We start from the raw sequence: 14,890 nt of genomic DNA on the forward strand, positions 1-14,890 counted from the left end.
GCTCAGTCGGCGGCAGTGGCGGGCACGGGGACCTCGACGTCCCCGGGGCTTCCGCCTTCCTCAGCAGGAGGCCGCTCATGCCGCAGTTCCGCGATGGCGGCCTCGAAGTCTTCGAGCGAATCGAACGCCCGGTACACGGACGCGAAGCGCAGGTACGCGACGAGGTCGAGTTCCTGCAGGGGGCCGAGTATGGCCAGACCCACGTCGTGGGTGGTCAGCTCGGCGCTGCCCGTGGCGCGCACTGCCTCTTCGACCCGCTGGCCGAGCTGGGCGAGGGCGTCCTCGGTGACCGGCCGTCCCTGGCACGCCTTGCGCACGCCTGAGATGACCTTGGTACGACTGAAGGGTTCGGTCACCCCGCTGCGCTTGATCACCATCAGCGAGGCGGTCTCCACCGTCGTGAAGCGGCGGGAGCAGTCGGGGCACTGACGGCGCCGGCGGATCGACGTTCCGTCGTCGGTGGTTCGACTGTCGACGACACGACTGTCTGGGTGCCTGCAGAAGGGGCAGTGCATGGCTCCCAACCCTCCCTCACAGCACGACTGAATGGCCTCACAGGTGTGTTGAAGCCCCGTGAAGCAGCCACAAGCATAGGCGATGCCCTCGCCCCTGAAGGACGGGGGACCACAACTTCTGGGTGGCGCACACAATCCAACCACTAGATCTGGTGGTGGGTCGCGTTTTGCGCCGTTGAGCGTGTCGCCTGACGGAAGGACGGCAGCCCGGCCGTGCACGGGCCGTATCGCTCATGTGCACCCAGCGCATCCGAACGCCCGACGAGGCTACGCGGGGCGCGCGGCTCCGCGGAATCGCGGCGGATGGATGCCAGACTGGGGACCACCTCGGCCCACTTCATGGCGCAGCAACCCCTGCACCCGCATCACCGCTTGAGCGCTTCCGCGGTGACGGCACGCTTCACTGCGACCGGCGGTGAAGCGTACCGTGAAGGCGCGAGCCGCCTCGCGGTTCGATCGTTCGCACATACACCCAGCCGAGCGGGGACGTCAGGAAATCTGCGATTTTTCACTCGAACGTGTGTTTGGCGCAACCTTTCGAAACCAACTACCGTTGTCCAGCTAGGGAGACCATTTCGAGAGGGGCCGACGTGACCACCACCGCAGACAGTGCCACCATCACTGCCCAGGACCGCTCCCAGAACCGATTCGAGCCGGTGCATGCCATGAATGACGCAGCCACGACCCCGGAGGGGCCCAAGCCCACCCGCTCGCTGCCCGGCCGACCTCCAGGGATCCGGGCGGACAGCTCCGGCCTCACGGACCGGCAGCGGCGTGTCATCGAGGTGATCCGTGACTCCGTGCAGCGCCGGGGATACCCCCCGTCGATGCGCGAGATCGGCCAGGCGGTCGGGCTGTCCAGCACGTCCTCCGTCGCGCATCAGCTCATGGCTCTGGAGCGAAAGGGCTTCCTGCGCAGGGACCCGCACCGCCCCAGGGCGTACGAGGTCCGCGGCTCCGACCAGCCCAGCAGCCAGCCGACCGACACCACGGGCAAGCCCGCGGCCTCCTACGTGCCCCTCGTCGGCCGGATCGCGGCCGGCGGCCCGATCCTCGCCGAGGAGTCGGTAGAGGACGTCTTCCCGCTGCCGCGGCAGCTGGTCGGTGACGGAGAGCTGTTCGTCCTGAAGGTCGTCGGCGACTCCATGATCGAAGCCGCCATCTGCGACGGTGACTGGGTGACCGTGCGCCGCCAGCCGGTCGCGGAGAACGGCGACATCGTGGCCGCCATGCTGGACGGCGAAGCCACGGTCAAGCGTTTCAAGCGGGAGAGCGGCCATGTGTGGCTGCTCCCTCACAACGCTGCGTACCAGCCCATCCCCGGTGACGAGGCGACGATCCTCGGCAAGGTGGTGGCGGTCCTGCGGCGGGTCTGACGGCCCGCCCGCCCTGACCGGACCCCGGGACCCACTGCGCCGGTCCCGGGGTCCTGCTCTGCCTCAGGACCGGCCACGCACGGCCGGCTGCTCACGCAGTCGGCTACGTGCCGTCCGCCCTGGCGGCCGCGTCGATGGCAGCCAGCGAACGCCGCACCTGATTGCGGTCCGTGGTGTACCAGAAGTCGGGCATGGAAGCCCGCAGGAAGCTGCCGTAGCGGGCGTTCGCCAGCCGCGGATCGAGCACGGCGACGACTCCGCGGTCGCCCGAGGCCCGGACGAGCCGCCCTGCTCCCTGGGCCATCAGCAGCGCCGCATGTGTCGCGGCGACCGCCATGAACCCGTTTCCACCCGCCTCCTCGACCGCCTTCTGGCGAGCGCTCATCAGCGGATCGTCGGGACGCGGGAACGGGATGCGGTCCATCACCACCAGTTGACAGCCGGGCCCGGGCACATCAACCCCCTGCCACAGGGACAGCGTGCCGAACAGGCAGGTCTCGGCGTCGGAGGCGAACGACTTGATCAGCTCACCCAGCGTCTCCTCGCCCTGCAGCAGAATCGGCTTCTCGAGCCGGCCGCGCAGCTCTTCCGCGGCCGCCTGAGCAGCCCGCATGGACGAGAAGAGTCCCAGTGTGCGGCCCCCCGCCGCCTCCACGAGCTCCGCGAGCTCGTCCATCATGTCGCCGCGTGAGCCTTCACGGCCCGGCGTCGCCAGATGACGGGCGACATAGAGGATGCCCTGCTTCGGGTAGTCGAACGGCGAGCCGACGTCGAGGCCTTTCCACTGCGGCACCTCGTCTCCTCCGGTGCCTTCCGGAGCAAGCCCCAGCGAGGCACCCACGCCGTTGAAGTCCCCGCCCAGCTTGAGCGTGGCCGAGGTCAGCACCACCGACCGTTCGGCGAACAGCTTCTCGCGCAGCAGCCCGGAGACGCTCAGCGGCGCGACGCGCAGCGACGCCCCGAAGCGGTCGTGCCGCTCGTACCAGACGACGTCGTACTCGGAGCCCTGGGTGATGCGCTCGGCCACACCGTGCACGTTCTCCACGGAGGCCAGCGCCTGTTTGCGCACCGCGTCCTCGTCCTGGACGGATTTGTCGCGGGTGGAGCCAAGCGCGGAGATCACCGTACGAGCTGCGTCGCGCAGAGCCATGAGCGCGTACCCGAGGTCCTCGGGGATCTCCTCCAGGCGGCCGGGCAGCGCCAGCTCCATCAGCCGCTCGAACCCCTCCGCAGCCGTCTGCAGCGCGTCCGCGGCCTTTTCGTTGACGAGCTTCGCCGCTCGGCGGACCGCGCGGTTGACCTGGCCGGGAGTGAGCTCGCCGGTGGCGGCGCCCGTGACCCGCGAGACCAGCTCATGGGCCTCGTCGATGATCAGCACCTCATGCTGAGGGAGCACCGGCGCGCCCTCGATCGCGTCGATCGCCAGCAGCGCGTGATTGGTGACGACGACATCGGCGAGCTTGGCCCGCTCACGCGCCGCCTCGGCGAAGCATTCCGCGCCGTACGCACATTTGGACGCGCCCAGGCACTCCCGGGAAGAGACCGAGACCTGGCTCCAGGCGCGGTCGGAGACACCAGGGGCGAGATCGTCACGGTCACCCGTTTCGGTCTCGTCCGCCCAGTCGCGCATCCACAGCAGGTCCTGACCGAGCCTGCTCGTCGGCGTGGCCGCCTCGAACTGGTCGAAGAGCCCGTCCTCCTCTTCCTGCGGGACGCCCTCGTGCAGCCGGTGCAGACACAGGTAGTTGGAACGCCCCTTGAGCATGGCGAACTCGGGCCGACGGCGCAGCAGTGGATGGAGCGCCTCGACGGTCCGCGGAAGGTCCCGCTCCACGAGCTGCCGCTGGAGCGCCAGGGTGGCCGTGGCCACGACCACCCTCTCCCCGTGCGCCAGGGCCGGGACCAGATAGCCGAGCGACTTTCCGGTGCCGGTGCCTGCCTGGACGAGCAGATGGGAATTGTCGTCGATGGCCTCGGCGACGGCCTCGGTCATGGTGACCTGGCCTGGCCGCTCCACACCGCCGACGGCGGTCACGGCGGCGTGGAGGAGCTCGGGGAGGGATGGCTTCGTCATAGCCCGACCAGCCTACGGGGCGCCACTGACAGCGCGGTCGGACATCGGCCCGTCACGACGGGCCGAGGGGGTTGGCGACGGTTCCGTGCACGGCCGCGTGAGGTCGCTCAGGACGGTCCCGGTAGCCGTCGAGGTGGAGTCTGTTGCGGTTCAGACAGAGCCGCTCGATACGCGCGGTGAGCAGGTCGAACAGCTCGTAACGCTCCTTGAGCTCCGGGAACCGTGCCTGGTGCCGCAGGATCTCCGCCCGTACCAGCGAGAAGAACTGCTCTTCCGGTACCCCCAGTTGCTCCTCGCACAGCGGCGCGAGATACCGGAACACTCCGACGAAGAGTCCCGAGTGGATGAACTGGGTGAGGAAGGCCGGCTCCTCCGTCAGAAGAGTGCGGCGGACGTCGTCCGGCATCGAGTCGTGCTCGGGCAGCGGCTGCGCGCTGACATTCACATCGTCGACGAAGTCCTTGATCGCCAGCCGCACCGGGATGTCGTCGCCGTCGAACACGACGATGGCATTCTCCCCGTGCGGTGAGAAGACCGTTCCGTAGCGGTACAGGAAGTGCAGCAGAGGGGGGAGCAGCGCGGAGAACAACCGCTGCAGCCACACGGTGGGAGTGAGCCCTGAGCGGGCGACCAGTTCCGCCGTGAAGGCGCGGCCGTGTGGATCGGTGTGGAGGAGGGAGGCGAGGGTACGTGCCCGCTCTCCGGGCGCGAGGCGCGGCTGGAGCGGCTCGCGCCAGATCGCTCCGAGCAGTTCCTTGTACTGGTACGGCACCTCGGCGAGATGGTCGTAGAGCGGGTGCTCGACGGTCACCGAGGCGACCTCGCCGAGCAGGATCACGCCGCATTCGTCCCGCAGAAAGGGGTCCGCGTCACGCAGCGCGTGCACCCAGCGAGTGACGGCCGGGGCGGCGAGGGTGCGCTCGGTGGGCAGGCCGCGCCAGACGAGGGTGTTGAGGATGGACAGCGGCAGCTTCACGGTGTGCCGCTCGGGGCGGTCCAGGTTCACGAAGGTACGGATGGACTGCTGGGGCAGTCGGCGATCGCCGTCGGTCGGCAGCGGCACGATGTCCCCGCGGGCGATTGCGGGGGCGAAGAGGGGGAGCAGCACCTCGTCCCATTGCCATGGGTGTACGGGCAGGAAGAGATAGCCGGCCGGGTCCAGCCCTTTCGCTCGGAGCGCGGCGGCGAACGACTCTCGCACGGGTGGGTCCAGCTCTCGGGCGTACAGCTCGTCGGGCTCGGCGAGGCCGCAAACGCCTCGGTAGGCAGCGATGGCCGAGCTGACCCCGACCCACGGCAGACGGGCGGGGCGGCGGGCCTCGGGTGACCAGTCGGCGGTATCGGTTGCGGAGAAGCCGATGCGGCCCTTGTTGAGGACGAGCCACGGGTGCCCGGTCTGGTGTCCTTCGAGTTCGGCATAGCCGAGGTCGGCGAGTTCGGCACAGTTCAGCGCCGTGCCGTCGAGTGCGGTGTCGGCGGTGAGGGTGACGGACAGCTCGCGAAGGAGGTGGCCGAGGGTGGCCCCGTCCAGGGCGAGCAGATCCCGGGCCCGGGCGAGGAAGGCGAGCGGGTCTCGGAAGGGCCGGCCGTCGAGCATGACGGAGCTGGGATCGACGCGCCAGCTGCCGTACGCGCCGCGCCGGGCGCGGACGGTCAGGCCGCCGCCGTTGTCGTCGATCGGGAGGGTGTAGGGGTCCCCGCGGCCCCCCGATTCGCCGGCGTCGTGGCAGTCCGGAACGGTGGCCGGGACCGGGACCGGCTCGATGATCTCTTCGTAGGCGAACTCGCCGAGCATCTTGGCCAGGAGCCGGGCAGCTGCCCGGTCCCAGGCTTCACGGGTCAGTCCGGCCGGGGTGAAGGGGACGGTGGCCGGGTGCGCGGAGTCGGTGGAGTCGTTGCTGGCAGGTGACTTCGGCACGGGGACTCCTCGAGTGGAACCGATGCGGATCGAGCGGTGTAAGTAAGGCAGCGGGCGGTTCACAAAAGGTTCCGCAGGACGCGGTCACGGACCATGAGGGCCGCTCGCTTGTCGGGAAGGTCGACTTCGGCGAAGAAGCGGAAGCCGGCACTCAGAAAAGCCGAGACGGAGGGGGTGTTGCGCAGGTCGGGTTCTGCGATCACACGTGCGCATCTGGACCGACTCTCAAGCACGAGGTCGGCTGCGGCTTTGAGGACCGTGGAGCCGATCCCGCGTCCGCGGTCGGCGACGCCGCCGATCAGTAGATGGATGCCTGTGTCATGCGGGCGGGCGGGGTAGTGACGGGCGAGCGGATCCAGGTCGGCGCGGTAGATCTCGAAGTAACTCATGGGTGTGCCGTCCAGCAGCCCGAGGCAGGGAATGCTGCGGCCGTCCCCGTCGAGCTGGGCGCGCAGATGGGCGGCGGTGACGGATTCCGGTCCCGCCAGCTCCCAGAAGGCGGCCACGGCCGGGTCGTTCATCCAGCGGGTGAGGAGTGAGAGATCGCGGTCGATGCGTACGGGCACGAGCTGGAAGAGGCCGACCGACGTGGTTACGGGAGCCCAGTCGGCGAGGTTGTCGAGCAGATCGCCTGAGGAGTCCTCCTCACCGGCCGGCCGGTGAGGCTCCACAGGCATCTCGTTCTTCCGGAACAGCGCGAGGAGTTCCTCGGGCAGCCGCAGATCGAGGGTGTCCTCCACGCCTCCTCCGGGCTGGGGTGCGGGACCGGCTCCGGTGTCGGTGCTCGCATCGGTTGGAGGCACGGTGGCGTTCTCCTCTCGCGGTTCGGTCAGTGATCAGTTGTCGAGGGACTCCTGGAGAGATCCTCGAGCACGTCCTCAGGAACGAAGGGGGTTGGTGATGGTGACGTACACGGACTGGGTGTCGACGGGTCCGATGAGCTCGTCGAGGCCGCGGAGCCGGGTCAGGAGGTTGGCCTTGGACCGCAGCGTGGACGCGTCGAGAAGCTGCGCGGGCAGGGGCGAGCCGAGATCGGCCGCGCCGGCGAGGAACCGCCTGAAGGCTGCGATCAGTACGCGCTCGTCAGCGAGGCGCTGTGCGCCGAAGGCTCCGATCAGGCCCAGCACGTTGTTGATGCCGAGGTAGTAGGCGAAGCGCTCGTCGGTGACCTCGTCGGAGACGAAGGTGTCGCTGACGGTGCCGATGCCGGGGAGGCGGTGCTCGAGTTGGGCGCGGTGGGACTCTCGGAAGTAGTAGCCCTGGTTGTCGCGGTATCGGCCGCCTACGGGCCATCCCTCAGGGTCAAGGAGCACCAGCGTGTTCTGCTGGTGGGCTTCCAGGGCGATGCCCGCTGTGGCATCCAGCCACAGCACGGGTCGCACCACGTGGTCCAGGTAGCGCAGGAACCACTCGGCGGCGACCGCGCCGGTGGGCCGGCCGGTACGGGTCGAGAGCCGCTCGACCACATCGGCCAGGCGGGAGTACATGGCGGGGCGGCCCGGCCAGGGACGGGGGGCGGTCAGTCCCGCGATGCAGACCGCGTCATCGCCCGGTCCGAAGGGGTTGTGGCGCAGGACGACGTCGAGTCCGGGGAGCGGCTCACCGTCCGGGGCGTCGACGGCGAGCCAGGCGGGATCGCGCACGATGTCGAAGCCGGGGTGGGCGGCCTGCCACTGCTCGGCCAGCCCGCTGCGGAGCAGGCGGTGGACCTCGAGCCCGCGATGGAGTTCCTTGCGGAGGTTCTCACGACGGGAGTTGGTGATGCGTACGCCGAGAGAGAGCTTGAGCATGACCGGTGAGCCAGGGCGGTGCACGGTGCGGACCGAGGAGGTGGGGTGCCAGGGGTCACCGTGAGGCCCCAGATCACGCAGCAGACCGGAGTCAAGAAGCGCGGCGACGGCGGGGCGGTTCTTCGCGTCGCGGGCCTGCCAAGGGTGCATGGGCAAGGGGACGGCGTTGTCGGGGAGTTCGAGATTCCCGGCCAGCCGGGTGGTGAGCCGCTCGGCGGGCACGGTCCTTCCTTGTTCCGTCCAGGCCGAGCCGGTGGCGAGGACGGAGCGGTCGACAGCCATCCAGTGCAGCGGGAAGGAGCCGTACACCTCGGGTGAGTAGAGCTGGATTTCGGTCTCGGACAGACCCTCGCGGCTCTTGGGTGTCGGATGCAGTGGGTGGCCGAGCAGCAGCGACTGCTCGGCGGTGAGGAAGAGGTCCGCCTCGGGCGGAGCGGCGGGCCGCTCGCGGCGGTCGGCGATGAAACCGGCGGTGCGCCGTACGGAGTCGGCGACCCGGGCGACCAGGTCGGCTCCGTCGCTCTGACCGGCTTCGCGGCCGAGCAGGGCGGCCAGGGTCACCGCGTCGACGACGGGGGCGTCCGGCCGGCTCCCTTGCATGCTGGGCGGGCCGAAGCGGTGCCAGCCGGCGGGTGACCAGTAGCGGACCGGGACGATGAGGGCGACTCCGCTGGCGTCGAGCGGGATGTGCAGGGTGTCGCCATCGGGTTCGGCCAGGTTGTTCTCCCGCACCCAGCAGCGGAGGAGGTTCTCCACGGCCGCCGCGTCCGCCGCACGGCTCGGGTCGGTGTGGTCGAGGGGCTCGGGTGCGGTTCCCGCGGCCGGCCGGTCCGCGGCGGATGGGAGCTGTTCGCGGATGCCCCTGCTCTGCTGGCGGGGCACGGTCGCGGCTTCGACCGTGACGGGGCGGCGTGCTCCGCCCGGCCCGCTGTGGGCTGCAGTGGCACGGGAGTCGGCCTCGGGCGCATCGGGGGTGGGGCTGGAGTTCACGGAGGGCTTCCTTGTGACGTTGTCCGGGGTCAGTGCGGCTGCCGGCTGTCGGCGCGGCCTTTTGCGGAGCGCTCTGCGGCAGCCAGGGCGTCGGCGAAGCGCTCGAGGACGGCCATGGCCTGTTCGTCGGTGATGGTGAGCGGCGGGAGGAGACGCACGACACCGGCCTGGCGGCCGCCGAGTTCGACGATGAGACCTCGGTTCAGGCATTCCTGCTGAACCGCGGCGGCAAGGTCGGGCGCAGGGGGAGGGACCAGCGCGTCGGAGGCTTCGGGATCGACGATTTCCACGCCGATCATCAGGCCCCGGCCGCGTACGTCTCCCATGAAGGGATGGGCAGCGGCCAGGCCTTGAAGGCGGCCGAGCATCCGGGCGCCGAGTGTTGCGGCGCGGTCGGCGAGGCGGTTCTCGCGTACGAAGGCGAGGGTGGCCGCGCCTGCCGCCATGGCGAGCTGGTTACCGCGGAAGGTGCCGGCGTGGGCGCCGGGCTCCCATGCGTCGAGTTCGGACCTGTAGACGATCACTGCAAGTGGAAGGGAGCCTCCGATGGCCTTGGAGAGGACCATCACGTCAGGCACGATCCCGCTGTGCTCGACGGCCCAGAAGGTGCCCGTGCGTCCTACTCCTGTCTGCACCTCATCGGCGATCAGGGGGATGGACCGCTCGGCGGTGATCTCGCGCATCCGGCGCAGCCAGTCGTCGGGGGCGGGAAGGACTCCGCCCTCGCCCTGCACGGGTTCCAGGATCATGCCGGCCGGTTTCGGCACACCGCCCTTGGGGTCGTCGAGGAGGTTCTCGGTCCAGCGGGCGCCGAGTTCGGCCCCGCGGCCGCCGCCCACACCGAAGGGGCAGCGGTAGTTCTGCGGGAAGGGCAGCCGGGTCACACGTACGTCGGTAGCGCCACCGGAAGCGTCGAGCGCGCCCGCCGTCATGCCGTGGTACGCGCCGGTGAAAGCGAGAAGACCCGTGCGGCCGGTCGCGGTGCGGACGAGTTTGAGCGCGGCCTCGACGGCGTCGGTGCCCGCGGGTCCGCAGAACTGGATGCGGGCACCCTCGGCAAACTGCTTCGGCAGCGTGGCGAACAGCTCGGTGATGAAGGCGTCCTTGACCGGTGTGGCGAGGTCGAGGACATGCAGCGGGGCGCCCGAGTCGAGGACCTTCTTGATCGCTTCGAGGACGACGGGGTGGTTGTGGCCGAGCGCCAGCGTGCCCGCTCCTGACAGACAGTCGAGATAGCGCCGGCCGTCGGCGCCCTCGATGGTCAGGCCCCGGGCCCGTACCGGCACGATGGGCAGTGATCGGGCGTAGGTGCGGGCCGCGGATTCACGGAGCGACTGCCGGCGCAGAATGCCCTCGTGCGCGGCGGACAGCGCCGCGGGTGCAGATTCGGTCACGGCCACGGCTGTTGGTCCTCCCGCTGTCACAGTTGTCCCGGTACGGCACTCGCACGCCGCCCACCTGTGGTGAACACCGCCCTTGAGTCCCCCGTACGTACCAACGACGCCGACAGCCGCGGATCACGGTCATCCGGGAGATCCTTGCCGGAGCGGAACCGCGGACCTGCTGCGCACCGTCCCAGTCGGCACCGGCATAGTGGGGGGCTGCACCTCGGCTCGAAGCATGACACCGGGGCGGGCGAGACAACGCTGCATATGCGGTAATTGCCCGGAGTTGCGACGGTTTTGACAGATCACCAGCAGTATGAAGTCCCAGGGGGATCAAGACATGCGACCCATTCGCCCGACGCTTGCCGCGGCCTCCATCGCCGCTGTGCTCGCGCTGACTGCCACCGCCTGCGGGCCGAGCGAGGACAACGCGGGTGACAAGCCGAGCGTGCCGGCCAGCCAGCCTGCCGACCCGAACCTCACCATTCCGGAAGATCTCAAGGACCGGCTCAAGGAGCACGGGATCGACCTGGACAAGTGGAGGAACGGCGAGTGGAAGAACTGGGACAGGGACAAGTGGCTGCGTGAGGCCAAGGACTTCGTCAACCCGATCATCGAGGACCTCTGGGACCCGGACCGGATGCGCGATGCCGACACTCCTCCCGAGAAGCCCGTCGACAACGACATATCGGGCGACGAGGGTGTCACCGACCCGACGCCCGCTCCGGTCAACGCGCAGGCGGTGAAGGCCCCGTACCACGCGAATGCGGCCGAGGCCGGCAAGGTGTTCTTCGACGGTCCGCAGGGTTCGATGGTGTGCTCCGCGACAGTCGTCAAGGACCCGGCCAACCCCGGCAAGTCCAACTTGGTGTGGACCGCGGGCCACTGCGTGCACGCGGGCAAGGAGGGCGGCTGGTACCGCAACATCGCGTTCGTACCCTCGTACAACAACGGCGCCAAGGCGACGGCCGACCTGGAGCAGACTCCCAAGGAAGAGATCGCTCCGTACGGTGTGTGGTGGGGCGACTGGGCCCAGACCTCCGAGCAGTGGATCTCCCAGGGCGCCGCCACCGGCGGCCAGGGTGCGCCGTACGACTTCGCCGTCATCCATGTCACCCCGGAGAAGGGCGGCACGGGCAAGTCGCTGGAGGAGACGGTCGGTTCGGCGCTCCCGGTCGAGTTCAACGCTCCCGCCGTGCCGAAGATCGCCACCATGACGGCGACCGGCTACCCGGCGGCCCCGCCGTTCGACGGCCAGAAGATGTTCCAGTGCGGCGACAAGCCGGGCCGGCTCTCCCTCAAGGCCGAGGAGCCGACGATGTACCGCATCGGCTGCACGATGACCGGTGGATCCTCCGGCGGTGGCTGGGTCGCCCAGGGCCAGGACGGCAAGCCCGCCCTGGTGTCGAACACCTCGATCGGCCCGGTGACGGCCGGCTGGCTGGCCGGTCCGCGCCTGGGCAAGGAGGCCGAGGGCGTCTACAGCGCGGTCAGCAAGAAGTTCGCGGGCCGGTAGGACCCGAAGGCATCGAGCCTCCCGGCAGCACAACGGACGGCGCCCGCCCCTCGCTCACGAGGGGCGGGCGCCGTCCGTCGCTACAGGTGGGCGTCAGTGCGTCACCGGGACATAGGGCGCCAGCGCTGCGGCCAGCTCCTCATGCACCCGCGCCTTGAGCAGCGTGCCCTCCGTGGTGTGCTCCTCGGAGATCACCTCGCCGTCGGCGTGCACACGCGAGACCAGACCGCCCTGGGTGTAGGGCAGAAGAACCTCGATCTCGACCTGCGGCCGCGGCAGTTCCGCGTCGATCAGCTGCAGCAGCTGGTCGATGCCCCTGCCGGTCCGCGCGGACACGGCGATCGCATGCCGCTCCAGGCGCATCAGGCGCTGCAGCACCAGCGGGTCGGCCGCGTCAGCCTTGTTGATCACCACGATCTCGGGCACGTCCACCGCGCCGACATCACGGATCACCTCGCGCACGGCGGCCAGCTGCTCCTCCGGTGCGGGATGCGATCCGTCCACCACGTGCAGGATCAGGTCGGAGTCACCGACCTCCTCCATAGTGGAACGGAAGGCCTCCACCAGGTGGTGCGGCAGATGCCGTACGAAACCGACGGTGTCGGCCAGGGTGTAGAGCCGGCCGCTCGGCGTCTCGGCCCGGCGGACGGTCGGGTCCAGGGTGGCGAACAGCGCGTTCTCCACCAGGACACCGGCGCCCGTGAGGCGGTTGAGCAGGGACGACTTGCCCGCGTTGGTGTAGCCGGCGATGGCGACCGAGGGCACCTTGTTGCGCCGGCGCTCCTGTCGCTTGATCTCGCGGCCGGTCTTCATCTCCGCGATTTCCCGGCGCATCTTCGCCATCTTCTCGCGGATCCGACGACGGTCCGTCTCGATCTTGGTCTCACCGGGACCACGGGTGGCCATACCGCCGCCCGAGGAGCCGGAGCCACCGCCACCCATCTGCCGGGAAAGCGACTGACCCCAGCCGCGCAGCCGCGGCAGCATGTACTGCATCTGTGCGAGCGACACCTGCGCCTTGCCCTCTCGGGACTTGGCGTGCTGGGCGAAGATGTCGAGGATCAGGGCAGTGCGGTCGACCACCTTGACCTTGACGACGTCCTCGAGGTGGATCAGCTGGCCGGGGCTCAGCTCACCGTCGCACACGACGGTGTCGGCCCCGGTTTCGAGCACGATGTCGCGCAGCTCGAACGCCTTGCCCGATCCGATGTAGGTGGCCGGGTCCGGCTTGTCACGGCGCTGGATGACGCCGTCGAGCACGAGTGCGCCCGCGGTCTCTGCCAGCGCGGCGAGCTCCGCCAGGGAGTTCTCCGCGTCCTGCACGGTCCCCGAGGTCCAGACGCCGACCAGCACCACACGCTCCAGGCGCAGCTGTCGGTACTCGACCTCGGTGACGTCCTCGAGCTCGGTGGAGAGGCCCGCCACACGCCGCAGCGCGGCGCGCTCCGAGCGGTCGAACTGATCGCCGTCCCGCTCCGTGTCGATCTCGTGGCTCCAGGCGACGTCCTCTTCCATCAGGGCATCGGCCCGAAGGCTCTCGGTACGCGTCTGCGCGAAGCTCTGCTCGTCCTGGGAAGGGGATGAAGAGGAGGTCATTGGATCCTTACGTCGATGGAACAGCTGGTTGCCGGGATGTGCCGCGGACCGGGAAATCTCACCCGGTACAACCGTGACAACGTGTGACGGCCCCGGATGATTCCCTCACGGGAATCAGGTGGCGACGCATCGCCGACCTGTCGATGGTCGCACGGTCACGCTGCGGCGTCACGCAGGTTTCAGGGGGTGCCATGCCCTGCGGCGGCGTGCGGAGCGTCCGGCGCGGTGTTGCGCACCGGCGGCTCGCTGCGCCAGTCGGGATGGCCCGGCATCGGCGGCGTCCTCTTTGCGTACAGCCAGCCCTGGAAGAACTGCGTGAGGTCACGCCCCGCGATCTGCGATGCGAGCCGGGTGAAGTCCTGCGTTGAGGCAACGCCGTCGCGGTATCGGCGCACCCACTCGCGCTCGAGGCGGGCGAAGGCGTCCGTCCCGATCGTCTGGCGCAGCGCGTACAGGACCAGGGCGCTGCCGTTGTACACCACAGGCCTGAAAATGCTGAGCTTCTTCCCGGGCGCCGGCGTCTCGGGCGCGGCGGGCGGTCCGCCCGCGGCACGCCAGCCGTCGGAGTGCTGGTAGGCCAGCCGCATGCGCTTGACCAGCGACTGGTTCGCCTTCTCGTCGGCGTACAGCGCCTCGTACCAGGTGGCGTGTCCCTCGTTCAGCCACAGGTCGGCCCAGGTCCGGGGCGAGACGCTGTTGCCGAACCACTGGTGGGCGAGCTCGTGCACCATGACCGAGTCGACGTACCACACCGGGAGCGCGGTGTTGGTGAACAGCGCGCGTTCGAAGAGCGAGAGAGTCTGCGTCTCCAGCTCGAATCCGGTCTCGGCGTCGGCGACCAGCAGCCCGTACGTCTCGAAGGGATAGCGGCCGACCTTCTTTTCCATCCAGGTCACATGGGCGGGTGTCTTCTTCAGCCAGGGTTCGAGCCTGGTGCGGTCGGCGGTGGGGACGACGTCGCGGACGGGCAGCCCGTGCGGCCCCTTCCGTTCGATCACGGTCGAGCGGCCGATGGCCACCTGGGCCAGTTCGGTGGCCATGGGGTGCTCGGTCCGATAGGCCCAGGTGGCGGTCCTGCCGTTCACGGCGTGAGCCAGCCGACGGCCGTTGGCCACCACCGTGTACGTGGCGGGGGCGGTGATCCGGAAGGTGAAATACGCCTTGTCCGCCGGGTGGTCGTTGGAGGGGAAGACGCGATGTGCGGCGTCCGCCTGGTTCGCCATCACCAGCCCGTCGCCGGTCCGGACCCAGCCGCCCGCGTCCATGGGGCCGCGGGGGTCACTGGTGTGAGTGACGGTGATCTGCATCATCGTGCCCCGCCGGACGACGGAGGACGGCTCGATGACGAGGTCCTCCCCCGCCGTGGCGAACTCGGCGGTCCGGCCGTTGACCTCCACCGTGCGCACCGTGCCGTGGTGGAAGTCGAGATTCACGCGCTCCAGCCGCTGCGTGGCCAGGGCGCCGATCCTGGTGACGGCGTCCAGCGGCTTGGAGTTGCTGCCCTTGTACGTGAATGCGATGTCGTATTCGAGGACGTCGTAACCGGGGTTGCCGAGCTGGGGGAACAGCCGGTCGCCGATGCCGAGGGGTTCGGGCGAGGGCACGGACGCGGCGACGAGAGCGACGGACGTGGCGGCGAGCAGTACGGCACGCAGACGGCGCCGGGAAGAGTGCGGCATGCATTACGGCTACCAGCGCGCCCGGCGTGTCCGGTGACGGCACGCGACAGA

At 69.6% G+C, this 14,890-nt stretch carries 10 protein-coding genes; 2 read left to right on the forward strand and 8 right to left on the reverse strand.

Annotated elements, in window-relative coordinates; translation table 11 throughout:
• Nucleotides 1-2: 2 nt before the first annotated feature.
• Nucleotides 3-515: a transcriptional regulator NrdR gene (gene nrdR / locus OHS70_RS09415; RefSeq protein WP_328395636.1), complete on the reverse strand. Its 513-nt coding sequence runs from the start codon at nucleotides 513-515 to the stop codon at nucleotides 3-5.
• A 590-nt stretch (nucleotides 516-1,105) separates the two neighbouring features.
• On the opposite strand from nrdR, the gene lexA reads away from it, so the two are divergent.
• Nucleotides 1,106-1,891, forward strand: coding sequence for a transcriptional repressor LexA (lexA, locus tag OHS70_RS09420; protein ID WP_328395638.1), 786 nt, complete (start codon nucleotides 1,106-1,108; stop codon nucleotides 1,889-1,891).
• 103 nt (nucleotides 1,892-1,994) lie between these two features.
• On the opposite strand, the gene OHS70_RS09425 is transcribed toward lexA, so the two are convergent.
• From OHS70_RS09425 to OHS70_RS09445, 5 genes are all read right to left on the reverse strand, one after another.
• On the reverse strand, nucleotides 1,995-3,965 hold the full coding sequence (locus OHS70_RS09425; protein ID WP_328395640.1) for an ATP-dependent DNA helicase: 1,971 nt from the start codon (nucleotides 3,963-3,965) through the stop codon (nucleotides 1,995-1,997).
• A gap of 52 nt (nucleotides 3,966-4,017) precedes the next feature.
• A complete protein-coding gene (locus OHS70_RS09430) occupies nucleotides 4,018-5,883 on the reverse strand; it encodes an IucA/IucC family protein (protein WP_328395642.1) in 1,866 nt (621 codons plus the stop codon).
• A gap of 59 nt (nucleotides 5,884-5,942) precedes the next feature.
• Nucleotides 5,943-6,686, reverse strand: coding sequence for a GNAT family N-acetyltransferase (locus OHS70_RS09435; protein WP_328395644.1), 744 nt, complete (start codon nucleotides 6,684-6,686; stop codon nucleotides 5,943-5,945).
• A gap of 75 nt (nucleotides 6,687-6,761) precedes the next feature.
• Complete coding sequence (locus OHS70_RS09440) at nucleotides 6,762-8,663, reverse strand: IucA/IucC family protein (RefSeq protein ID WP_328395646.1); 1,902 nt, start codon at nucleotides 8,661-8,663, stop codon at nucleotides 6,762-6,764.
• Nucleotides 8,664-8,692: 29 nt separating this feature from the next.
• A complete protein-coding gene (locus tag OHS70_RS09445; protein WP_328395648.1) occupies nucleotides 8,693-10,063 on the reverse strand; it encodes a diaminobutyrate--2-oxoglutarate transaminase family protein in 1,371 nt (456 codons plus the stop codon).
• A 325-nt stretch (nucleotides 10,064-10,388) separates the two neighbouring features.
• Here OHS70_RS09445 and OHS70_RS09450 point away from each other — a divergent pair, with 325 nt between their 5' ends.
• Nucleotides 10,389-11,564 (forward strand): trypsin-like serine peptidase, encoded by a 1,176-nt coding sequence (locus tag OHS70_RS09450; protein WP_328395650.1) that lies wholly within the window; start codon nucleotides 10,389-10,391, stop codon nucleotides 11,562-11,564.
• Nucleotides 11,565-11,657: 93 nt separating this feature from the next.
• On the opposite strand, the gene hflX is transcribed toward OHS70_RS09450, so the two are convergent.
• Both hflX and OHS70_RS09460 read right to left on the reverse strand, forming a co-directional pair.
• The gene (gene hflX / locus OHS70_RS09455) at nucleotides 11,658-13,160 is read right to left on the reverse strand and encodes a GTPase HflX (RefSeq protein WP_328395652.1); all 1,503 of its coding nucleotides are present in this window, start codon (nucleotides 13,158-13,160) and stop codon (nucleotides 11,658-11,660) included.
• Between the two features lie 179 nt (nucleotides 13,161-13,339).
• Nucleotides 13,340-14,839 (reverse strand): M1 family metallopeptidase, encoded by a 1,500-nt coding sequence (locus OHS70_RS09460; RefSeq protein WP_328395654.1) that lies wholly within the window; start codon nucleotides 14,837-14,839, stop codon nucleotides 13,340-13,342.
• Nucleotides 14,840-14,890 lie beyond the last annotated feature (51 nt).

It is taken from the genome of Streptomyces sp. NBC_00390, assembly GCF_036057275.1.
Lineage (GTDB): Bacteria > Actinomycetota > Actinomycetes > Streptomycetales > Streptomycetaceae > Streptomyces.

What these genes read in the sequence shown, in the direction of transcription:
- OHS70_RS09425 (WP_328395640.1), bottom strand. Translation starts at nt 3,965, where the DNA reads ATGACGAAGCCATCCCTCCCCGAGCTCCTCCACGCCGCCGTGACCGCC.
- OHS70_RS09450 (WP_328395650.1), top strand. Translation starts at nt 10,389, where the DNA reads ATGCGACCCATTCGCCCGACGCTTGCCGCGGCCTCCATCGCCGCTGTG.
- hflX (WP_328395652.1), bottom strand. Translation starts at nt 13,160, where the DNA reads ATGACCTCCTCTTCATCCCCTTCCCAGGACGAGCAGAGCTTCGCGCAG.
- nrdR (WP_328395636.1), bottom strand. Translation starts at nt 515, where the DNA reads ATGCACTGCCCCTTCTGCAGGCACCCAGACAGTCGTGTCGTCGACAGT.
- OHS70_RS09460 (WP_328395654.1), bottom strand. Translation starts at nt 14,839, where the DNA reads ATGCCGCACTCTTCCCGGCGCCGTCTGCGTGCCGTACTGCTCGCCGCC.